Origin of the sequence: Halomonas sp. LES1 (assembly GCF_031846005.1) — a bacterium.
Lineage (GTDB): Bacteria > Pseudomonadota > Gammaproteobacteria > Pseudomonadales > Halomonadaceae > Halomonas.
On sequence record NZ_JAVRGC010000003.1, the window covers coordinates 593,702 to 615,038 of the forward strand.

General features: G+C 67.3%; 22 protein-coding genes. 12 read left to right on the forward strand and 10 right to left on the reverse strand.

Features of this window, described 5'->3' with window-relative positions; translation table 11 throughout:
- Positions 1-54: 54 nt before the first annotated feature.
- Positions 55-924, reverse strand: a complete 870-nt coding sequence (locus RM463_RS10180; RefSeq protein WP_311429911.1) for an ATP-binding protein — start codon at positions 922-924, stop codon at positions 55-57.
- Positions 925-1,114: 190 nt separating this feature from the next.
- On the opposite strand from RM463_RS10180, the gene RM463_RS10185 reads away from it, so the two are divergent.
- Positions 1,115-1,918, forward strand: coding sequence for a M48 family metallopeptidase (locus RM463_RS10185; RefSeq protein ID WP_311429912.1), 804 nt, complete (start codon positions 1,115-1,117; stop codon positions 1,916-1,918).
- Between the two features lies 1 nt (position 1,919).
- Positions 1,920-2,177: a hypothetical protein gene (locus RM463_RS10190; protein ID WP_311429913.1), complete on the forward strand. Its 258-nt coding sequence runs from the start codon at positions 1,920-1,922 to the stop codon at positions 2,175-2,177.
- Positions 2,178-2,279: 102 nt separating this feature from the next.
- Here RM463_RS10190 and aroE read toward each other — a convergent pair whose 3' ends face one another.
- From aroE to RM463_RS10215, 5 genes are read right to left on the reverse strand one after another with little or no spacing between them, the layout of a single operon-like run.
- Positions 2,280-3,092 carry a shikimate dehydrogenase gene (aroE, locus tag RM463_RS10195; protein WP_311429914.1) on the reverse strand — a complete coding sequence of 271 codons (813 nt, stop codon included), beginning with the start codon at positions 3,090-3,092 and terminating at the stop codon, positions 2,280-2,282.
- Complete coding sequence (gene hemF, locus RM463_RS10200; protein WP_311429915.1) at positions 3,089-4,042, reverse strand: oxygen-dependent coproporphyrinogen oxidase; 954 nt, start codon at positions 4,040-4,042, stop codon at positions 3,089-3,091. Before hemF ends, aroE begins: the two co-directional genes overlap by 4 nt.
- A gap of 37 nt (positions 4,043-4,079) precedes the next feature.
- The gene (locus RM463_RS10205) at positions 4,080-4,637 is read right to left on the reverse strand and encodes an L-threonylcarbamoyladenylate synthase (protein ID WP_311429916.1); all 558 of its coding nucleotides are present in this window, start codon (positions 4,635-4,637) and stop codon (positions 4,080-4,082) included.
- A gap of 43 nt (positions 4,638-4,680) precedes the next feature.
- A complete protein-coding gene (dprA, locus tag RM463_RS10210; RefSeq protein WP_409228440.1) occupies positions 4,681-5,781 on the reverse strand; it encodes a DNA-processing protein DprA in 1,101 nt (366 codons plus the stop codon).
- A gap of 9 nt (positions 5,782-5,790) precedes the next feature.
- The gene (locus tag RM463_RS10215) at positions 5,791-6,873 is read right to left on the reverse strand and encodes a LysM peptidoglycan-binding domain-containing protein (protein ID WP_409228547.1); all 1,083 of its coding nucleotides are present in this window, start codon (positions 6,871-6,873) and stop codon (positions 5,791-5,793) included.
- Between the two features lie 175 nt (positions 6,874-7,048).
- Here RM463_RS10215 and def point away from each other — a divergent pair, with 175 nt between their 5' ends.
- The 8 genes from def to RM463_RS10255 all read left to right on the forward strand — a co-directional run bounded on the left by def (position 7,049) and on the right by RM463_RS10255 (position 15,095).
- On the forward strand, positions 7,049-7,561 hold the full coding sequence (def, locus tag RM463_RS10220; protein ID WP_311429918.1) for a peptide deformylase: 513 nt from the start codon (positions 7,049-7,051) through the stop codon (positions 7,559-7,561).
- Positions 7,562-7,667: 106 nt separating this feature from the next.
- Entirely contained in the window at positions 7,668-8,657 is a 990-nt protein-coding gene (gene fmt, locus RM463_RS10225; protein WP_311429919.1) for a methionyl-tRNA formyltransferase, read from the forward strand.
- A complete protein-coding gene (gene rsmB, locus RM463_RS10230; RefSeq protein WP_311429920.1) occupies positions 8,654-10,015 on the forward strand; it encodes a 16S rRNA (cytosine(967)-C(5))-methyltransferase RsmB in 1,362 nt (453 codons plus the stop codon). The genes fmt and rsmB overlap by 4 nt, the downstream gene beginning before the upstream one ends.
- 63 nt (positions 10,016-10,078) lie before the next feature.
- A complete protein-coding gene (locus tag RM463_RS10235; protein ID WP_195689170.1) occupies positions 10,079-10,288 on the forward strand; it encodes a dodecin in 210 nt (69 codons plus the stop codon).
- 102 nt (positions 10,289-10,390) lie between these two features.
- Positions 10,391-11,764, forward strand: coding sequence for a Trk system potassium transporter TrkA (trkA, locus tag RM463_RS10240; protein WP_195689169.1), 1,374 nt, complete (start codon positions 10,391-10,393; stop codon positions 11,762-11,764).
- Between the two features lie 28 nt (positions 11,765-11,792).
- Entirely contained in the window at positions 11,793-13,241 is a 1,449-nt protein-coding gene (locus RM463_RS10245; RefSeq protein WP_311429921.1) for a TrkH family potassium uptake protein, read from the forward strand.
- Between the two features lie 162 nt (positions 13,242-13,403).
- Positions 13,404-14,642 (forward strand): TraB/GumN family protein, encoded by a 1,239-nt coding sequence (locus RM463_RS10250; RefSeq protein ID WP_311429922.1) that lies wholly within the window; start codon positions 13,404-13,406, stop codon positions 14,640-14,642.
- Between the two features lie 78 nt (positions 14,643-14,720).
- Complete coding sequence (locus RM463_RS10255; protein WP_311429923.1) at positions 14,721-15,095, forward strand: DOPA 4,5-dioxygenase family protein; 375 nt, start codon at positions 14,721-14,723, stop codon at positions 15,093-15,095.
- Positions 15,096-15,105: 10 nt separating this feature from the next.
- Here RM463_RS10255 and RM463_RS10260 read toward each other — a convergent pair whose 3' ends face one another.
- The 4 genes from RM463_RS10260 to aceK all read right to left on the reverse strand — a co-directional run bounded on the left by RM463_RS10260 (position 15,106) and on the right by aceK (position 19,062).
- Positions 15,106-15,951, reverse strand: coding sequence for a DTW domain-containing protein (locus RM463_RS10260; protein ID WP_311429924.1), 846 nt, complete (start codon positions 15,949-15,951; stop codon positions 15,106-15,108).
- A gap of 53 nt (positions 15,952-16,004) precedes the next feature.
- On the reverse strand, positions 16,005-16,742 hold the full coding sequence (locus tag RM463_RS10265) for an NAD-dependent deacylase (RefSeq protein ID WP_311429925.1): 738 nt from the start codon (positions 16,740-16,742) through the stop codon (positions 16,005-16,007).
- A gap of 73 nt (positions 16,743-16,815) precedes the next feature.
- Positions 16,816-17,235: an STAS/SEC14 domain-containing protein gene (locus RM463_RS10270; protein WP_311429926.1), complete on the reverse strand. Its 420-nt coding sequence runs from the start codon at positions 17,233-17,235 to the stop codon at positions 16,816-16,818.
- Positions 17,236-17,316: 81 nt separating this feature from the next.
- The gene (gene aceK, locus RM463_RS10275) at positions 17,317-19,062 is read right to left on the reverse strand and encodes a bifunctional isocitrate dehydrogenase kinase/phosphatase (RefSeq protein ID WP_311429927.1); all 1,746 of its coding nucleotides are present in this window, start codon (positions 19,060-19,062) and stop codon (positions 17,317-17,319) included.
- A 166-nt stretch (positions 19,063-19,228) separates the two neighbouring features.
- Here aceK and RM463_RS10280 point away from each other — a divergent pair, with 166 nt between their 5' ends.
- Together RM463_RS10280 and RM463_RS10285 are read left to right on the forward strand one after the other, a co-directional pair.
- Positions 19,229-20,398, forward strand: coding sequence for a cation diffusion facilitator family transporter (locus RM463_RS10280; protein ID WP_311429928.1), 1,170 nt, complete (start codon positions 19,229-19,231; stop codon positions 20,396-20,398).
- A gap of 128 nt (positions 20,399-20,526) precedes the next feature.
- The gene (locus tag RM463_RS10285; RefSeq protein WP_311429929.1) at positions 20,527-21,333 is read left to right on the forward strand and encodes a pseudouridine synthase; all 807 of its coding nucleotides are present in this window, start codon (positions 20,527-20,529) and stop codon (positions 21,331-21,333) included.
- Positions 21,334-21,337 lie beyond the last annotated feature (4 nt).

A 21,337-nucleotide genomic window follows, 5' to 3' on the forward strand; every position in this document is an offset into this window, starting at 1 on the left:
CTTTCAGGAAATCCCTGGCACGAGCCGGGCGCCTTCGTGTCTGCTGATTCGTGTTTACTGCCTGTCGTGCAGCCGCCGGCGACCCACCCAGTGGTTGGCAAACTGCCAGGCGGTGCGTCCGCTGCGCCCACCCCGTAGGGTAGCAAAGCGGATCGCCTCGGCCCGCGCCTCGGTGCCCCAGTCCTCGGGGTGGCCCAGCTGGGAGACCCAGTGACAGCACGCCTCCAGATAGACATCCTGGTTGAAGGGGTGGAAGCCCAGCCAGAGCCCGAAGCGGTCGGAGAGCGAGATCTTCTCCTCCACCGCATCGCCGTGGTGCAGCTCGTCACCCACCAGCCTCGACCCAGCGTTGTCGCTCATCGACTCGGGCAGGAGATGGCGGCGATTGGAGGTGGCGTAGAGCAGCACATTGGGCGGAGGGCCGGTCAGGGCACCGTCCAGCACGCTCTTCAATGCCTTGTAGGCATCGTCGTGCCCCTCGAAGGAGAGGTCGTCGCAGTAGACCACGAAGCGCTGGTCATGGTGACGCAGCTGCTCCACCAGCGTTGGCAGACCGGAGAGGTCGTGGCGATCCACCTGCACCAGGCGCAGGCCCTCATCGGCCAGGCAATTGAGCAGGGCTCGGACAAGCGACGACTTGCCGCTGCCCCGGGAGCCCCACAGCAGGGCATGGTTGGCGGGCAGCCCCTGCAGGAAGGCCCGGGTGTTGTCGATCAGGGCCAGCTTCTGGCGCTCGATGCCCATCAGGTCGTCCAGGCCCAGCGCATCCCGGGGCGGCACCGGCAGCAGGCGCCCTCCCAGGGCATGACGCTGCCACAGGGCGGCCACATCCCGCGACCAGTCCACCTCCACCGGAGCCGGCGGCAGCCAGTGCTCTACGCGATCCAGCAGGTGCAGCAGGCGACGCGTCAGCTCAGCGTCCATTGGCTTCTCCTTCGTGAAGTCCCAGGGAGTGCTACCCCTTCGGGGCTGGCTGGGGACATGCCTCCCTGAGGCAGTTTGAATCCGTAAGCGACGGTTGACCTCGCAAGCGTTCAGAGTATCTTGTGGCGAACTCGGACCTTCGTCCAGCGTCTTACAGGCTGGATGTCATTGCCCACCAAGGAGACCCGCCATGCGCTGGCTCAAACCCCTCGCCATCGGCGCGCTGTGCCTGACCATCGCCGCCTGCACCACCTCCCCCACCGGGCGTCAGCGCCTGACCCTGGTGTCGGACGACCAGCTCGATCAGATGGGCGCCCAGGCCTTCGAGCAATATCAGCAGGAGCGCCCCATGGTGGGCGGCGCCACCCAGCGCTACGTGCAGTGCGTGGCCGATGCCCTGGTCCGTGCGCTGCCACCCGAGCAGCGTCAGTCCCAGGACTGGCAGATCCGCGTCTTCCGGGATGAATCGGCCAACGCCTTCGCCCTGCCCGGGGGCTATATGGGGGTCCATACCGGCCTGCTGGAGGTCGCCCGCAATCAGGACCAGCTGGCCGCGGTGGTCGGCCACGAGATCACCCACGTGCTGGCCCGTCACGCCAACGAGCGTGTCTCCACCCAGACCGCCACCCAGCTCGGGCTATCGGTGCTCTCCTCGGCCGCCGGCCTCGAGGGAGCGGGTGGCGAGCAGGTCATGGGGGCCCTGGGCATGGGCGCCCAGTACGGCATCCTGATGCCCTTCTCGCGGCGTCACGAGAGCGAGGCCGACGAGCTCGGTCTCTACCTGATGGCGGAGGCCGGCTTCGATCCTCGCGCCAGCCTGTCGCTATGGGAAAACATGAGCGCCCAGGGCGGTGCCCAGCCCCCCGCCTGGCTCTCCAGCCACCCCAGCCACGGTCAGCGTACCCAGGACCTGCAGGCGCTCATGGACGATGCCCTGAACCGCTACGAGCGCGCCCGTCAGGCCGGCCGCACGCCCAGCTGCGCGAGGTCCTGAGATGCTGAGACTCGGACTTCTGTTGCTGATCGTCCCCATGCTGGCACTGATGGGCGTCTACTTCTGGGAGTATTCGAGCGTGCGGGAGTGCACGCTCTCGGGGGGCCACTGGGACTATCTGGAAGGGGTGTGCCGCGACGCCCCCCAGCCCTTCGTCTCCTGGCTGCAGCGCTACCCCTGGCTGGTCAATGGCGGGATGCTGCTGTCGCTGATCGGCCTGGCGTTGTGCATGATGGGGCTCTATGTCAAACGCCGCTGATTATTCAGCAGGTCTATCGCTGTTGGCTCTAGCAAGGGGCGCCGGGGACCTGTCGACGGATCAGCCCTAGGCGATAACCTTAACTGCGATAGCCCCGAATGATTAAAGCGCGGCCCTGAGCGCCTCCAGCACCGGGGCGGTATCGGGTCGCACGCCGCGCCACTGGAAGAAGGACTCCGCCGCCTGCTCCACCAGCATGCCGAGGCCATCCACGGTGCGGGCGCCGCGCTCACCTGCCCAGCGCAGGAACACCGTGGGCTCGGCGCCATACATCATGTCGTGGGCGGTAGCGCCGGCGGCGAACAGTCCCTCGGGCAGTGGCGGCAGGTCGCCCGCCAGGCTCGCGCTGGTGCCGTTGATCACCAGATCGAACGGCCCCTCCACCCTGTCGAAGCCACCCCCGGCGATCTCGCCCAGGTCCCGGAAGTCAGTGGCCAGGGCCTCGGCCCTGGCGGCGGTGCGATTGGCCACCAGGAGGCTCGCCGGGTGTCCGGCCAGCAGCGGCTCCAGAATGCCACGCACCGCGCCACCGGCACCGAGCACCAGGATGCGCGCCCCGGCCAGCCTCACGCCATGGCGCTCCAGATCGCGCACCAGGCCGATGCCATCGGTGGTGTCGCCATGGGTCTGGCCGTCCCCTCCCAAGATCAGGGTGTTGACCGCTCCGGCACGCCGGGCACGCTCGCTGAGCGTGTCGCAGAGGCGGAACGCCTCCTCCTTGAAGGGCACGGTGACGTTGGCGCCGCGCCCACCGCTGGCGGTGAAGCGCCGCCAGGCGCCGGGGAAGTCGTCACGCGGCGCCTCGATGGCGGTGTACTCGATGGTATCGGCGGTCTGCTCGGCGAAGGCGGCATGAATAAACGGCGATCTCGAGTGGGCCACCGGGTGGCCGAAGACACAGTAGCGATCGGTCATGCTCCGTCCTCCTCCTGGCCCTGGCTTCGCCCCGCCTGCTCGCCGAGCCAGTCACGGGGGCGCAGATAGTCGCGGTAGAGACACTCCTCGGCACTGCCGGGCTCCGGGTGCCAGTCATACTCCCAGCTCGCCAGCGGCGGCATCGACATCAGGATCGACTCGGTGCGCCCACCGCTCTGCAGCCCGAACAGGGTGCCGCGATCCCACACCAGATTGAACTCCACATAGCGTCCACGGCGATAGAGCTGGAAGTCGCGCTCGCGTTCGCTCCAGGGCGTATCGACCCGGCGTTTCACGATCGGCAGGTAGGCCTCGAGGAAGGCGTCGCCCACGGCACGCTGGAAGGCGAAGCTGCGCTCGAAGCCCCATTCATTGAGGTCGTCGAAGAAGAGCCCACCCACGCCGCGGGTCTCGTCGCGATGCTTCAGATAGAAGTAGTCGTCGCACCACGCCTTGTAGCGCGGGTAGACCTCCTCGCCGAAGGGGGCACAGGCATCCCGGGCGACCCGATGCCAATGGACCACATCCTCGTGCACCGGGTAGAACGGGGTCAGATCGAAGCCGCCGCCGAACCACCATACCGGCGCCTCGCCGGGCTTCTCGGCGATCAGGAAGCGGACGTTGCCATGGCTCGTCGGCACATGGGGGTTCTCGGGATGCAGCACCCAGGAGACCCCCACCGCATGGAAGCTGCGCCCCGCCAGTTCGGGGCGGGCCGCCGTGGCCGAGGGTGGCAGCTGTTCGCCGTAGACGTGCGAGAAGTTGACGCCCCCCTTCTCGAACACTCGCCCCTTCTCGATCACACGGGAGCGGCCTCCACCGCCCCCCGGGCGCTGCCAGGCATCCTCGTGGAACACCGCGCCGCCATCCACGGCAGCCAGGGCGCTGCACAGGCGCTCCTGCAGATCGAGCAGATAGGTCTTGACGTCTTCGAGTTGCGGGTGGGCCAACGGTGCCTCCAGGCAGGATGAAAGAAGAGTGGATGGGTCAGGAGCGCAGCACTCGGCCACTGACCAGATCGCGAATGGTGCTGGGACGCGCGAGACCACCGAGTTCCCCCTCGACAATGGCATCGAGTCCGGTGCCGAAGAGGGTGCGCACCTCGTCGGCGCTCATCGCCGGCGGCTCGCTGGCCACGTTGGCCGAGGTGGAAACGATGGGGCCACCGAAGGCCTCGCAGAGCGCCGCCACCAGGGGGTGGGCGCTGACGCGCAGGGCCACTCGATCATGCTCGCCATGCACCAGGGGATGGCTGCGCCCGTTGTGGGGCACCAGCCAGGTATTGGGCCCAGGCCAGCTGGCCGCCAGCGGTGCCTGCCGCTCGGCGGGCAGCCCTTCCAGCCACGCGCCGAACTGCTCGATGCTCGCCGCGACCAGGATCACCCCCTTGGCGGGGTCACGCCGCTTGAGACGCAGCAGCCTGGCCAGGGCCTCCTCGCTGTCGGGGTCGCAACCCAGCCCCCAGACCGCCTCGGTGGGATAGGCGATCACCCCACCCTGGCGCAGGGCAACGGCGGCTTGCTCGATCTGATGGGCCTGGCTCATGGGCTCTCCTCACTCGGCTGGGCGCGAATGGCCGAGGATTCTATCACGCCGCCGAGAGGCGCACCCAGCCACCGGCGACCCGTGCCGCACGCCCTTCGAGCTCCAGTGTCAGCAGGCGCCGCTGGCATTCGGCGATATCGAGCCCGGTCAGTCCCACCAGCACGTCGGCCGGCGTCGGGGTCCCGCTCAGCCAGCGCAGCAGTGGGTCATCATCCCGACCGGGGGCCTCGGCACGCATCGTGGCGGGCGTTACCGGAGCCTGCCACTGGGTAAGCTCGGCTAGAATATCATCGACCTCACGCACCAGCACCGCCCCTTCGCGGATCAGCCGCAGGCAGCCTCGCGCCTGAGGATTATGCAGCGAGCCCGGCAGGGCGAACACTTCACGGCCCTGCTCACCGGCCAGTCGTGCGCTGACCAGCGAGCCACTCTGCTCGGCCGCCTCCACCACCAGCACCCCACAGCTGAGCCCGGTCACGATACGGTTGCGACGCGGGAAGAAACCGGCCCGGGCCGGGGTACCGGGCGGATGCTCGGAAAGCAGCAGTCCCCCGGCCTCACGCAGTCGGACATGCAGCCGATGGTGGCGCGGGGGATAGATCACATCGACGCCACAGCCGAGCACCGCCACGCTGGTGCCACCGGCATCCAGGGCGGCCTGCTGGGCGGCGGCATCGATACCCAGTGCCATGCCGCTGACCACGCACCAGCCCCGTGTGGCGAGCTCACGGGCGAAGCCGGCGGCATTGGTCAACCCCTCGCGGGTGGCGCGACGCGACCCCACCATGGCCAGCTTGGGAGGCGCCAGGCTGGCGAGGTCACCCCAGGCCCACAGCAGCGGAGGCGGGTCGGCAATCTCGGAGAGCAGGCCTGGCCAGGCGGGGTGCCCGGCGTGCAGCAGATGGTGGTCGTCACTGGCCGCCGCCCAGGCCAGGGCAGCGTCCACCCGGGCCTCAAGCGGGCTGCGCGCGGGGTGGTCGAGCCATAGCCGCAACTCCGTGGCGGCCCGTCGCGGCAACACCGCCAGCCAGCCATCGGGCCACTGCGGCTGCCGGGCGAGCAGCTCGGCCAGTGCCCCAGCACCGAGCCCCGGCAGGCCCGTCAGGGCCAGCCACTCCCGGGTGCCGAGGGCAGGCATCGCCATTGCCAGGCCTCAGCGCAGGGCGGCGCTGACCGCCCGCCGCGGGTTGTGGACTCGATCCCCCACGGCCAGCGTTCGACTGGCCTCCATGACCAGGCCGTAGCTCATCTTCTGGTAGGCCTTGAAGACCATCACCAGCCCGGCATCCTCCCCCGGCAGGCGCAGCTGCTCGCCGGTACGCGGGTCGCTGACCAGTTCGCCACGCTGCTCGACTCTCAGCACATGGCCGGGCTCGAGTCCGTCACGACGGCCGCGATCCAGCGCCACGACCTGCAGGCGACCGATGAACTGCACGCCACCCGGCACCGCCAGGATGGTGCCTTCCACCTCGCGCTCGGGCGCGCGGGGAACAAACTCGGTCACCAGACCTCGATCCTCCAGGGGCAGCACGATATCGCCGTTGCGCACCTCCTGCTGCGAAGAGGTCACCTCCAGCACCGCCATCTCGGCCTCCTGACGCTCGCGGCGTGCCTGACCGACCCCCTCCAGCTCGAGGCCCAGCAGCTCACCGCTGGCCGGATCCAGGAAGCGCTCCCCCACGCGATAGAATCCTACGCGACCAATGGCAGGCACCTCGCCCCGCGCATAGAGCCGATCCCCCACGCCACTCATCAATCGGCGGTCATCACCCCCTACGACATAGGCCAGCTCCTCGAGGGCCTCGGGGTCATCGACGATGCGGTGTTCACGCAGGAAGTGGCGAATATCCTCCAGGGGGATCGGGGCAATCGCTTCGCGATGCGGAATGGTGCGCATCTCCGGAGAGAGCCGCACCTGACCCTGGCCGCGTTCGAGCCCGATGCAGGGGCGACCATCGCAGTCATAGAGGTAGACCACGTCCCCCGGGTAGATCAGGTGCGGATTACGGATCTGGGGGTTGACCTGCCACACCTCGGGCCACTGCCAGGGGTGGCGCAGGAAGCGTCCCGAGATATCCCACAGGGTGTCACCCCGCACCACGGTATAGCGGTCCGGGGCATCACCGCGCAGGCCATCCTCCCAGCTCAGCCCCTGGGCCTGAACGCCGGCGGCCGCGGCCAGGCCAAGCCCCGCCGCCAGGCCCAACCACGCGCGTCGCAACTTGCCGTCCACCATCTGCCTCATCCCTGCTCTCCCCGCGTGTCACCGACCGATGCCATGGAACGCTACCGGCGTGATATAGTCTGATGTTATCGACGTGCTGCGACTCTCGGCCCTGTCGCCGACGTACGCATCACACCTGGAATTAGTGTCATTGTGTAAATGACAGCATAACGGTGAAACCAACGCCATGGCCAAATTACCTATCCTCGAATATCCCGACGAGCGCCTGCGCACCAAGGCGGCGCCGGTGGAAGCGGTCGACGACGAGGTGCGCCGGCTGGTCGACGATATGCTGGAGACCATGTACGACGCCCAGGGCATCGGCCTGGCCGCCACCCAGGTGGACGTGCACCGCCGCGTCATCGTCATGGACGTCAGCGACGATCGCTCGAGTCCCCTGGTGCTGATCAACCCCGAGGTCACGCCCATCGGCGAAGAGCGCGAGCCGATGCAGGAGGGGTGTCTGTCGATCCCCGAGTATTACGCCGATGTGCCCCGTGCCCTGCGTGTTCACCTCGAGGCACTGGATCGCGACGGCCAGCCCTATGAGCTGGAAGCCGATGGCCTGCTCGCGCACTGTATCCAGCACGAGCAGGATCACCTCGAGGGTGTGCTGTTCGTCGACTACCTCTCGCCGCTCAAGCGCGACCGGGTGATCAAGAAGATGCAGAAGCGCCAGAAGCTGATGCAGGACGCCTGAGCCCCGCCGCCAGCTTCACGAAGGCCGACGCCGAACGCGTCGGCCTTCGTCGTTTACGGCAAGCTCCGTTATCATGCAGGTATCCACTTACGGCCAGGCTGTCCCCATGTCCCGACCCCTCAATATCATCTTCGCCGGCACCCCCGATTTCGCCGCCGAGAGCCTCGCGGCGCTGCTGGCCAGCCGCCACCGCATCGTCGCCGTCTATACCCAGCCCGACCGCCCCGCCGGGCGCGGCCGCAGGCTGACGCCGAGCCCCGTCAAGCGGCTCGCCCTGGAGCACGAACTACCGGTCTACCAGCCCGAGAGCCTCAAGCCCACCGAGGCTCAGGCCGAACTGGCCGCCATCGATGCCGATATCATGGTAGTGGTGGCCTATGGCCTGATCCTGCCGAAGGCGGTGCTCGATACGCCGCGGCTCGGCTGCCTCAATATCCACGCCTCGCTGCTGCCGCGCTGGCGTGGTGCGGCGCCCATCCAGCGCGCCATCGAGGCCGGCGACGCCGAGAGCGGTGTCACCATCATGCAGATGGATGTCGGGCTCGACACCGGCGACATGCTGCTGGTGCGACGCACCCCCATCACCACCACGACCACCGGTGGCGAGCTTCACGACAGCCTGGCGACACTCGGTGGTGAAGCGATCGTCGAGGCGCTGGATGCCCTCGCCGAGGAGGGCCTCACGGCCACCCCGCAGCCCGAGGCCGGCGTTACCTATGCGGCCAAGCTCTCCAAGGCCGAGGCCGAGCTGGACTTTCGCGAGCCTGCCGCGGCACTGGCCGCTCGCGTGCGCGCCTTCAACCCCTGGCCGGTGGCCTGGTGCGCCTTCGAGGCCGACCGCCTGCGCCTGTTGATGGCCGAGGCGAGCGATCTCGCCGCTAACGAGCCTCCCGCCGCGCCCGGCACCCTGCTCGAGCATGACAACGACGCGCTGCGCATCGCCTGTGGCCCCGAGGGCCGTGAGGTGCTGCGAGTCACCCGCGCCCAGCTGCCCGGTGGCAAGGCACTGCCGGTCAAGGATCTGCTGCACGCCCGGGCCGACCGTTTCCCAGCTGGCCTGCGCCTCGGCCACCATCACGAGGAGACCTCCTCATGAGTCAGCCCCCCTCCAACGGCAAGTCGCGCCGCGCCGCCTCGCGTGGGCTGGAGAATGACGGCGGCCTGGCGGTCCGCGCCGCCGCCGCTCGCGCCCTGGTACCGGTGATCACCGGCAAGGGGTCGCTTGCCGGCCTCGATGACCATCAGGTGGTAGCCCGCGACCGCGCCCTGTTCAAGGCGTTGTGCTTCGGCGTCTGTCGCACCCTGCCGCGCCTCGAGGCACTCTCCGGGAGGCTGCTGAACAAGCCCTTCAAGGTGCGTGATGCCGATGTCCAGGCGCTGCTGCTGGTGGGCATCTATCAGCTGCTCTACCTGCGCATACCCGCTCACGCCGCCGTCGGCGAGACCGCCGGCGCCGCTCGCCTGATCGGCAAGGAGTGGGCCACCCGGGTGCTCAACGGCTGCCTGCGCCGCCTGCAGCGTGAATCCGCCGCCCTGCTAGCCGACGTGGACCGCGACCCGGCGGTGGCGCTGCTGCACCCCAAGTGGCTGCTCAAGTCGCTGCGCCAGGCCTGGCCGGATGAGTGGCGCGCCGTGGCCGAGGCCAACAATGTCCCCGGCCCCATGACACTGCGCGTCAATCGCCGCCATGGCGACCGCGAGGCCTATCTCGAGCGCCTTGACGCGGCGGGCCTCGAGGGACGACTGTGCGCCCATGCGCCGGATGGCATCACCCTGGAGACCCCCTGCGACGTCTTCGAGCTGCCCGGCTTCGACGCCGGCCACGTCAGCGTTCAGGATGAGGCCGCCCAACTTGCCACGGTGCTGCTCGGCCCGACCCTGGCTCCCCGCCCCGGCGCCCGGGTGCTGGATGCCTGCTGCGCCCCGGGAGGCAAGACCAGCCATCTGCTGGAGGTCTTCGATATCGACATGCACGCCGTGGACAGCGACGCCGAGCGTCTGGCCCGGGTCGAGGACGCCCTGCAGCGCCTCGGCCTGAAGGCCCGCCTGGCCCACGGTGATGCCACCGCCCGCGACTGGTGGGACGGCACCCCCTTCGAGGCGATCCTGCTCGACGCCCCCTGCTCCGGCAGCGGGGTGATCCGGCGCCATCCGGATATCAAGCGCCTGCGCCGCGCCTCGGATATCAAGGCACTGGCCGAGCTCCAGGCCCGCCTGCTCGACAACCTCTGGCCACTGCTGCGCCCCGGCGGCACCCTGCTATACGCGACCTGTTCGGTACTGCCGGAGGAGAACAGCGAGCAGGTCGCCGCCTTCATGGCGCGCACCCCGGATGCCGAGGCGACCACACCGCGTGACGTCGCCTGGGGCCGCCCCGCCGGTGCCGGGCAGCAGCTGCTGCCGGAAGCCGACAGTCACGATGGCTTCTTCTATGCCAGACTAAGGAAACGCTAGGGTCAGGCTCACAGAAGGGCCCGCCTCAAGCAGGAAACACCATCGACACGTGCAGGAGGGATCATGAGCAGCAACCATATCTACAAGCATGTCGAGCTGACCGGCTCCTCGGAGGAAGGCATTCAGCAGGCCATCGAGAGTGCCATCGGCAAGGCCAGCGAGAGCCTGCACGGCATGCGCTGGTTCGAGGTCATCGATACCCGCGGCCATATCGAGCATGGCCGGGTGCAGCACTGGCAGGTCACCATCAAGGTCGGCTTCACCCTGGACTGACTCCGGCCCCTGTCCTTCCCGTGGCGGCTGGTTTAGGCTAGCCGCCACGTGCTGCGGCGCAACAGCTGTCGCCGCCCCTCGACCCAGCGGAACCCTCACGCGATGAAGATCATCATTCTCGGCGCCGGCCAGGTCGGCGGCACCCTGGCCGAACACCTGGCCCGCGAGGAGAACGACATCACCGTCGTCGACACCGACGGCGACAAGCTGCGCGAGCTGCACACCAGGCTCGACATCCGCACCGTGGTGGGCCCCGGTTCCTACCCCATGGTGCTGCGTCAGGCCGGCTGCGAAGACGCCGACATGCTGATCGCGGTGACCAGCCAGGATGAGGTCAACATGATCGCCTGCCAGGTGGCGCACACCCTCTTTCGCACCCCGACCAAGATCGCCCGGGTGCGGGCCACCGCCTATCTCACCCGCCGCGGGCTGTTTGCCCACGAGGCGGTGCCCATCGATGTGCTGATCAGCCCCGAGCAGGTGGTCACCGACCATATCCGCCGCCTGATCGAATACCCCGGCGCCCTGCAGGTGCTGGAGTTCGCCGGTGGCCTGGTGCAGCTGGTGGCGGTCAAGGCGGTCTACGGCGGCCCCCTGGTGGGCCAGGACCTGGCCTTCCTGCGCCGCCACATGCCCAGCGTGGACACCCGGGTGGCCGCCATCTACCGGCGCAACCGTCCGATCATCCCGCGGGGCGATACCGTCATCGAGGCCGATGACGAGGTCTTCTTCATCGCCGCCCGGCGCGATATTCGCGCGGTGATGAGCGAGCTGCGCCGCCTCGACCGCGACTTCCGTCGCATCATGATCGCCGGCGGCGGCAATATCGGCGAACGCCTCGCCGAGCACCTGGAGCACAGCCATCAGGTGAAGATCATCGAACACAGCCTGAAGCGTTGCACGGTGCTCTCCGAACGCCTCGACCGCACCGTCGTCCTGCACGGCAGCGCCACCAGCAAGCGCCTGCTCGAGGAGGAGAATATCGAGGAGTGCGACATCTTCTGTGCCCTGACCAACGACGACGAGGTCAATATCATGTCGTCGATGCTGGCCAAGCGCATGGGGGCCAAGAAGGTGCTGACGCTGATCAACAATGCCGCCTATGTCGACCTGGTCCAGGGCGGCGAGATCGATATCGCCATCTCGCCCCAGCAGGCCACCATCGGCAGCCTGCTGACCCATGTACGCCGTGGTGATATCGTCAACGTCCACTCGCTGCGCCGCGGCGCCGCCGAGGCCATCGAGGCCATCGCCCATGGCGATATCCAGTCATCCCGGGTGGTGGGGCGCTCCATCGGCGAGATCGATCTTCCGCGGGGCTCCACCATCGGCGCCATCGTGCGCGGCAAGGAGGTGATGATCGCCCATGATGATGTGGTGGTGGAGTCCGGCGACCATGTCATCCTGTTCGTGATCGACAAGCGCCGCATCCGCGATGTGGAGCGACTGTTTCAGGTCGGGCTGACCTTCTTCTGATAGCCCACGACGCAAGGAGAGCCGTCCGATGAGCCTGCGCATGACGCTGCGTATCCTGGGGCTGCTGCTGATGCTCTTCAGCCTGACCATGATGCCGCCGATCCTGATCTCGCTGCTGTTCGCCGACGGCCAGTGGGATGCCTTCGCCGTGGCCATCGGCATCACCGTGGCGACCGGCGCCCTGATGTTTCTGCCCAACCGCCGCGCCCTCAAGGAGCTGCGCACTCGCGATGGCTTCCTGATCGCGGCGCTGTTCTGGAGCGTGCTCGCGCTGTTCGGCTCGCTGCCGCTGATGCTGGCCGGCGAGTCGGCGCTCACACTGACCGATGCGGTGTTCGAATCCTTCTCGGGGCTGACCACCACCGGCGCCACCGTGATCACCGGCATCGACCACCTGCCCGAATCGATCCTCTACTATCGCCAGCAGCTGCAGTGGCTGGGCGGCATGGGGATCGTGGTGCTGGCGGTGGCGATCCTGCCGACCCTGGGGGTCGGTGGCATGGCCCTCTATCGCACCGAGATTCCGGGCCCGCTCAAAGACTCCAAGCTGACCCCGCGCATCACCGAGACCGCCAAGGCCCTGTGGTACATCTACGCCTCGTTGACCATCGCCTGCATGCTCGCCTACATGGCCGCCGGCATGGACTGGTTCGACGCCCTGGGCCACAGCTTCTCCACCGTTGCCATCGGCGGCTTCTCGACCCACGACGCCAGCATCGGCTATTTCGACAGCGCCGCCATCGAGCTGATCTGCGTGTTCTTCCTGATGGTGTCGGCGGTCAGCTTCAGCCTGCACTTCATCGCCTGGCGGGAGCGCAGCCTGCTGCACTACTTCGAGGACCCCGAGGCACGCTTCCTGCTGCTGTTCCTTGCCGGCCTGACCACCATCGCCGCCGTTTCCCTCTGGCTGACCGGCACCTACGAGACCGAGCTCGGTCTTCGTCATGCCCTGTTTCAGGTGGTCTCGGTGGCCACCACCACGGGCTTCGCCGTCACCGACTTCTCGCTGTGGCCCGGCGCCCTGCCCTTCCTGCTGTTCATGGCCGCCTTCGTGGGAGGCTGTTCGGGCTCCACCGCCGGCGGCATGAAGGTGATCCGCATCATCCTGATCCTCAAGCAGGGCATGCGTGAGGTGATGCGCCTGATCCACCCGAGTGCGGTGATCACGGTAAAGATCGGCAGGGTAAGCGTGCCGGACGGCATCGCCCAGGCGGTATGGGGGTTCTTCTCCGTCTACGTGATGCTGTTCTTCCTGATGCTGGTGGGGGTGATGGCCACCGGGGTCGACCAGGTGACCGCCTGGTCCACGGTGGGGTCGGCGCTCAACAACCTGGGCCCCGCCCTGGGCGAGGCCTCGGCCCACTACGGCGACCTGCCCGATCTGGCCAAGTGGATTCTGGTGCTGGCCATGCTGCTGGGCCGCCTGGAGATCTTCACCGTGCTGGTGCTGTTCACCCCCGCCTTCTGGCGCCGCTAGCCGAGCCACGGCGCAGGGCTATCACAGTCACCGACAGGGTGACGGCCCGCCGCCTTGGGCGGTGCTGCCATCTGCGATCGCCCCGTGCCGGTATGCAGGAGGTTTGGCCCGGCGGGAGCGTTCATGGATAATCGAGCTCTCACTTCTTCGAGCCGAGCCCCCATGACCGAGACCCAGGCCCCCATGCCGACACGCCCGGACGATACCACCAGCGGCCCGCAGCGGGTCCTGCAGATCGGCGAGACCCGCTATACCCTGCTCGGCACCGCCCATGTCTCCGCCGAGAGCGCCGAGGACGTGCGCCGACTGATCCGCTCGGGCGAGTTCGACGCCGTGGCCATCGAGCTGTGTGACTCCCGCCATCACAGCATGACCAATCCCGACGCCCTGGCCGAACAGGACCTGTTCCAGGTCTTCCGCCAGGGCAAGGCCGGCGTGGTGGCCGCCAGCCTGGCGCTGGGCGCCTTCCAGCAGCGCCTCGCCGAACAGTCCGGCATCGAGCCCGGGGCCGAGATGCGCGCCGCCCTGGAGGAGTCGCAGCGGGCGGCGCTGCCGCTGCTGCTGATCGACCGCGATGTCGGCGTGACCCTCAAGCGCATCTATCACAACGTCCCCTGGTGGCAGCGCTTCTCGCTGTTCTCGGGGCTGCTGGGTAGCGTGCTGTCGCGCCAGGAGGTCTCCCCCGAGGAGGTCGAGCGCCTCAAGGAGGGCGACGTGCTGGAGTCCACCTTCAGCGAATTCGCGGCCGAGTCAGAGAGCCTCTATACCCCTCTGATCAGTGAGCGTGACCGTTACATGGTGCTGCGCCTGGCCGAGGAGGCGCCGCCGGGGCGCTATCGCAATGTGCTGGTGGTGATAGGTGCCGGCCATATGCAGGGCATGGCCGATCACTTCGCCGACGAGTTGCCGCCACAGCCGGCCGAGGAGCGTCAGCGACTCGAGGCCACGCCGCCGCCGTCGAAGATCTGGAAGGCACTGCCCTGGGTGATCACCGCCCTGGTGCTTACCGGCTTCGCCATCGGCTTCTCACGCAACACCGGCCTCGGCTGGCAGCTGGTGGCGGAGTGGTTCCTGATCAACGGGGTGCTCTCGGCGGGGGCCACCCTGGTGGCCCTGGCCCACCCGTTCACGGTCATTACCACCTTCTTCGCCGCGCCGCTCACCTCGCTCAACCCCACCATCGGGGCCGGTTTCGTCGCGGCCGGGGTGGAGCTCTACCTGCGCAAGCCCAAGGTGCGCGACTTCTCCACGCTGCGCCACGATGTCACCCACCTCAAGGGGTGGTGGCACAACCGGGTCTCACGCACCCTGCTGGTGTTTCTGACCGCCACCCTGGGCTCCGCCGCCGGTACCTGGATCGCCGGTTTCCGCATCGCAGGAACCCTGTTCGGCAGCGGCTGACCCAGCCACCGGACCTGATCACAATGCCGCCCAGGCTGACCGAGATCGCCACGAGACACCCGACAAGGGGGGAGTGATATGCCTGACCAGACGGCCGACGGCCTGATCGATACAAGCGTCATTCGCTACTACCACGCGCATCTTTACTACTCGGATGCAGATGGCCTGGCCCAGGCCAGGCGCCTCGCCAGCGCCTGCGCCACGCGCTTCGATATTCAGGTGGGCCGCTTTCATGAGCGACCGGTAGGACCCCATCCCCTATGGAGCTGCCAACTCTCCTTCGCGCCGGAGCAGTTCGGTGAGCTGGTGCCCTGGCTGGCCCTCAATCGCGGCGACCTGGATGTCTTCGTGCATCTCGGCAGCGATGACGACCTCTTCGATCATACCCAGGGCGCCATATGGCTTGGCCGCTCCCACGATCTGGCGCTGGAGATCTTCTCGGACAACGGCTGAGGCGGTGGAACTACTCTTGGCCTGCCAACAGACGCCGCATCGCCGCGGTCGGCGCCTCGATCTTCTCGAAGCGCCGACTGGCGGCATAGCACTCGTTGAAGGCGTCGAAATAGTCGTCCAGGGCCAGGGCGGCCTCCTCGTCGCCCCCCTGTCGCAGCAGCTCGGCGGCCACCTCGGCGGTACACAGATGTGAGCTGGAAGCGGGCTTGCGCAACCGGTAGCGCGTCAAGCGCTCCGTGCGCAATGGCAACACCGGCAGGGTATCCAGATAGGGGCTCTTGCGGAAGATCCGTCGCGCCTGGCGCCAGGTACCATCGAGCAGCAGATAGACGGGAATGCGACCCGCCGCCCGGGATTCGGTCACGGCGTCGATGTCGACCACGCGCTCGGCATAGTCGGGCTGATCATCGGGAAAGACCACGAAGGGCGCGAAGCGCTTGTCGTCCAGCAGCGCCAGCAGGCGCTCGTCCGGCGCGGTGCGATACCAGGTGAACACCTCGGTATCGGGCAGCACATCCTGGATCAGCCGTCCGGTATTGGTAGGCTTGAAATGCTCCATGGAGTGGGTCAGCAGCCACACCCGGGCGTAGCTTCTGGCCTGCACTCGATAGGGACACAGGCAATTGAGCATCGGCAGGTTGCACCCCGGGCAACGCTCGACGAAGCTCCCTCGCGCCTTGAACTCGCGGCGTGGTGGGCGTGGGTGACCGGTTCCGGGGTCACGAGTAGACCCGGTTCCGGGGTCGCGGGTGAGCCCGGTTCCCGGGTCGCGGGAAAGCCCAGCCCGAGGAGCGTTCGCCGGCGGGGTCTCGGGCTCGTGAAACGTCTCGGACTCGTGAGGGAAGTCGTCCTGCATGATGGCCTGTCCGGGGAGAAATCGGGGGCGCATTCTAGCATGCCCCTGGCGCCTCACTCCTCCAGCAGCGCCTCGGGTACCCACAGCCGCCCCTCACGCCGCCAGTGCCGGACAAGCGCCGGCACCCCCCTGCCGGCGGGCTGCCTGAGCCGGGCGACACCGGGTGGCGCCAGCGCCTCGGCCTCGGGGTCGACCAGCACGCAGCCGGCGTCGAAGGGAGCATGCTGAAGCAGTGAGGCGGCCGGCATCACCTCGAGCGAGGTACCCACCACCAGCACCAGATCGGCCTCGGCCACGATTTCGCAGGCATCAAGAAAGTGGGGCACATCCTCGCCGAACCACACCACATCGGGGCGCAGCTGGCTGCCCTTGTCACACACATCCCCCAGGGCGATGCCGCCACGCGGCAGCGGATAGTGCATGCGGCGATCCACCGTGGATCGCGCCTTGAGAATCTCGCCATGCAGATGCAGGACATGCCGGGAACCGGCCCGTTCATGCAGATCATCGATGTTCTGGGTAATGATGCTGACCCGAAAGCCCTGCTGTTCCAATGCCGCCAGGGCCTTGTGGGCGGCATTGGGACGCGCTCGACGCACCTGCTCTCGCCGCGCATTGTAGAAGGCCAGCACCCGGGCGGGGTCGCGCCGCCAGCCACCGGGGGTGGCCACCTCCTCGACGGGGTGGTTGGCCCACAGACCATCCGATGCACGAAAGGTCTGGATGCCGCTCTCGGCACTGATTCCCGCTCCTGTCAGCACCACCAGATGGGGCGCGCGCCGCTCACCCATTCATCACCTCTCGACACCGTCTCTCTCGAAACTACCATCTCGGCCAGGTATCGACCAGCGAGCGTGATCCGGCTCAGGCGCCGTGATAGCCATCCTCCTCCGGGCTCTCGTGGGCTCCCCTGGGAAGCTCGGCCGCCCAGGCCATGGCGGCGGCATGGTCGCGCTTGGCGAAGGTCTGGATCTCCAACGTGTGGAAGAGGCGCTCTTCCAGATGGGCGACATGTTTCAGCCAGGCCTGGTCGGTGACCACGGCCACACGGTGGTAACGCTTCAGGTCACCGAGCTGGGTCAGACCATAACCGACATCCTTGAGCAGCGCACCGAGGGTCATCCAGCGCAGGTTATCGATTTCGACCACCATGCTGACCAGCGGATGGTTCTGCTTGGCGGCCTCGATGGCATCGATGGCACGCTGCAACTCGCTTGCGGTGACGACGCCTCCCGCCTTCATCGCCACGACATGCCCTGCCGAGTGAGTAATCAGATCCAGCATGACGTTCTCCTTGGGTTGAGAGCCCCACGGATTGCCACCAGGGGGCTTCACGCTCCTTCAGCATAGCGCGCCACGCCTCGGCTAGTGGACCAGGCCTCCGTTTTCGACGCCGCTGAAGCGCTGCTTGTTGCGATAGGGGTAGACGTCGATGACGCGGCCGTCGAGGACCGCCCGCTGCAAGCCCTTCCAGTAGTCGGCATCGAACAGCTCGGGGTGGAGCCCGTAGAAGAGCCGCCGCAGGCGAATATCGGCAAACAGGAAGGGGCTGAACTCCTCGGGGAAGATATCGTTGGGTCCCACCGAGTACCAGGGCTCATCGGCCAGCTCCTGTTCGGGGTAGAGCGGTTCGGGGATATGCCGGAAGTTGCACTCGGTGAGATAGCACACCTCATCATAGTCGTAGAACACCACCCGGCCGTGGCGGGTCACGCCGAAGTTCTTGAGCAGCATATCGCCCGGGAAGATATTGGCGGCGGCCATCTGCTTGATGGCATTGCCATAGTCCTTGAGCACCGCCCGGGTCTCCGCCTCGTCGCACTGCCCGAGATAGAGGTTGAGCGGGGTCATCATGCGCTCGGTATAGCAGTGCCTGATGACCACCTTGTCGCCACGCAAGTAGACTGTGGAGGGGGCGACCTCCAGCAGGTGTGCCAGGCACTCGGGATCGAAGTGATCCTGGCGGGCGATGAAGTTCGAGAACTCCTGGGTATCCGCCATGCGCCCCACCCGGTCGTGCAGCTTGACTAGGCGATACTTCTCGCGCACGTTCTCGCGGCTCATCGACTTGGAGGGGTCGAAGCGGTCCTTGATGATCTTGAAGACGGTGCGATACGAGGGCAGCACGAAGACCGCCATGACCATGCCGCGAACTCCCGGGGCGATAATGAAGCGATCATCGCGGCGTGCCACCTGACGATTGAGACCGCGGAAGAACTCGGTCTTGCCATGCTTGAAGAACCCGATGGCGGCGTAGAGCTCACCCTCCGGCTTGTCGGGCATCAGCTCCTGAAGATAGTGCACGAACTCGCTGGGCACGACGACCTTGACCTGGAAGTAGGCACGGGTGAACGAGAAGATGATCGAGACCTCATCGGGCTCGATCAGCACGGTATCCAGATAGAGTCCGGCTCCCACTTCGTGAAGCACCGGCAGTACCAGCGGCACCTGTTCCCCCCCGCCCAGCACCCGACCGACCAGATACGCCCCCTTGTTGCGATAGAAGACACTCTTGATCAGCTCGATCTCGGCCTCGGGGTCATCGCGGATGGTGTCGGGCAGCAGCCCCCGGAGCATCTCTCCTCCCTGGGCCGCATCCTTTTCCAGATCGATGAAGGGGGGCTCCAGACGGGCACCCCCCAGGGCCCAGCGCAACCCGGCGGTCCAGTCCCCCTGGACCCGAACACGACGACACAGGGTCAGCCCGGAGAGACGTGCCGCCCGCTCCCGCGAGCTGTAGACGAACATCCACTCGTTGCGGATATGGCGGTGATGGAAGAGCGAGCAGAACATCGAGTTGAAATAGGTCTCGGCCAGCTCGTAATCCAGCCGCTGATCGATCAGTCCTGCATAGTGAGTGCGCGCCTCGCGCCAGCACTCGCAGTCGGTCAACAGCTCCTCGCTGAAGCCGCGGCGCAGCCGTTTCAGGGTAGCCTGGACCTTCTCCTCGTAGAGATTGATACGCTCCGCCGAGGCCTGCTGCGCCTCATGCCACGCTCCGGCGGCGAAGCGTCGGCTGGCGTCCGCGGTAATCGCCTTGAAGCGTGAACGGTATTCGTCGAAGCCATGCAGGATGGTGGCGGCGAGGCGATAGGAGGGGGAAAGCGGCATGCATGTCTCCAGACGCTATCAGGCAGGAGTAGAGCATGGCCCTATCCCGTCGCCGTGGCGAGCCGACCATGGTGGCAAGCGACACCGGCTTTCCGCCTTGCATCAATCAGTACCTTTTCGGTACTATTTTCGACCATTGCCTCCTGGAGCCCTCCCGGATTCGCCCATGCAGACCCATCTCGAGAAACACCAGGCCACCCGACGCGTCACCTACCTCTCGATAGGAGCGAACTGCGTGCTGGGCGTGGCCAAGGTCATCGTGGGCTGGATCGTCGGCTCCGCCGCGATGGTGGCGGATGGCGTGCACTCCTTCTCCGACCTGGTGACCGATGGCTTCGTGATCGCCGCCTCCCACTACGGCCATCAGGGCCCCGACCATGATCACCACTACGGCCACGGGCGTATCGAGACCCTGGCGACCCTGTTCCTGGGTAGCGTGCTGATCTTCGTGGCCGGCGCGATCGCCTGGTCGAGCCTGGATCGGCTGCTCGCCGACACCCGGATCCCGCCACCCGGCATCTGGGCGATCCTGCTCACCGCCCTGGCCCTGCTCGCCAAGGAGTGGCTCTTCCATGTCACCCGCCGGGTGGCGAAACGCATCGGATCGAAGATGCTCGAGGCCAATGCCTGGCACCACCGAAGCGATGTGCTCTCTACCGGCGTGGTCATGGTGGCGCTGATCGGTAGCCAGTTCGGCGCCGCCTGGATCGATACCGCGGCCGCTATCATCGTTGGCCTGCTGGTCGGCAAGGTGGGCTGGGACCTGCTGTGGGACTCGGGCCGCGAGCTCGTGGACACCGCCCTGCCCGTGGCCACCCAGGAAGAGATGCGCCAGATGGCGATGAGCGTGCCCGGCGTTCGCGGTATCCACGACCTGCGCACCCGCCAGTCGGCGGGCCACACCATGCTCGACCTGCATGTGGTGGTGTCACCGCGAATCAGCGTCTCCGAGGGGCACGAGATCGGCAACGAGGTGAGTCGTCGCCTGCGCAACGGCTTCCCCGCCCTGACCGACCTGACCTTCCATATCGACCCCGAGGATGACGCCGGCGAGGGGGACCCCAGTCGCTTCCCCGGGTTGCCATTACGCCCCGCGGTCGAGGCTGCCCTGGCCCGGCGCTGGTCCTCTCACGAGGTGTGGCCGGAGATCCGCGAGCTGGAGCTGCACTATCTGGAGGATGCGGTAACGGTGGTCATCTGCCTGGACGAAGGCTATCCCCGGGAGAGTCAGGCGGTGATACGCGACCTGAAGGAGCGCGCCGCGGATATCGACTGGCTCTCCCACGTCGAGGTGCGTCGCCTGGCCGACGTCCCCTATCTGCCTGCGAGCGACTGATCCCTCGGGCAGTCCGAAGGCGGCTCGATGGATTGGCAGCAGGCGCCGATGAGGCAACCCTCCACCGGGGATGACATCCCCACGGCTGAAGGCGACAATGGCCGCCCTTTCTGAATCGGACCCGGGCCATGGCGGACGAGCTGCGCATCCTCTATCGCGACGAGCACCTGGCGATCGTGCACAAGCCCGCCGGGCTGCTGGTGCACCGCACGGCCCTGGCTCGGGGTGAGCGCGAATTTCTGCTGCAGCGCCTGCGCGACCGGCTGGGTCAGCGGGTCTATCCGGTCCACCGCCTCGACCGCCCCACCTCGGGGGCCATGGTGTTCGCCCTCTCCTCGGAGATCGCCACTCGCCTGGGCGACGCCTTCGCCGAGCGCGATGTCGTCAAGCGCTACCTGGCGGTGGTGCGAGGCATCGGCCCCGAGGCCGAGCACCTCGACTATGCGCTGCGCGAGGAGGACGGCCGCCGCCCCAAGGCGGAGATGCCGGCTCAGGAGGCGATCACCGTGGTGCGCCGCCTGGACAGCGTGGAGCTGCCGGTACAGGTGGATCGCTACCCCCAGAGCCGCTATTCATTGATGGAGGCATATCCCCTCACCGGGCGCCGCCACCAGATCCGCCGCCACCTCTCCCGGCGCGGCTATCCGATCATCGGTGACGCCAAGCATGGCAAGGGCAAGCATAATCGCTTCTTCGCCGAGCAGCTGGACACTCCCCGTCTGCTGCTGGCCGCCGTGGGGCTGGCCTTCCATCATCCTGCCACGGGCCAGCGGCTGCGCGTCGAGTGCGCTCCAGATGGCGCCATGCGCGCGCTGTTCGAGCGGTTCGGCTGGAGCGGCCACCTGCCCCCGGATAACGTAGAGACCCTCTCGCCCACCGAGATCCCCTGGCCCGCCACCGCGGCACCATCCACCGTCCCACTCACGACCCCATGAGACC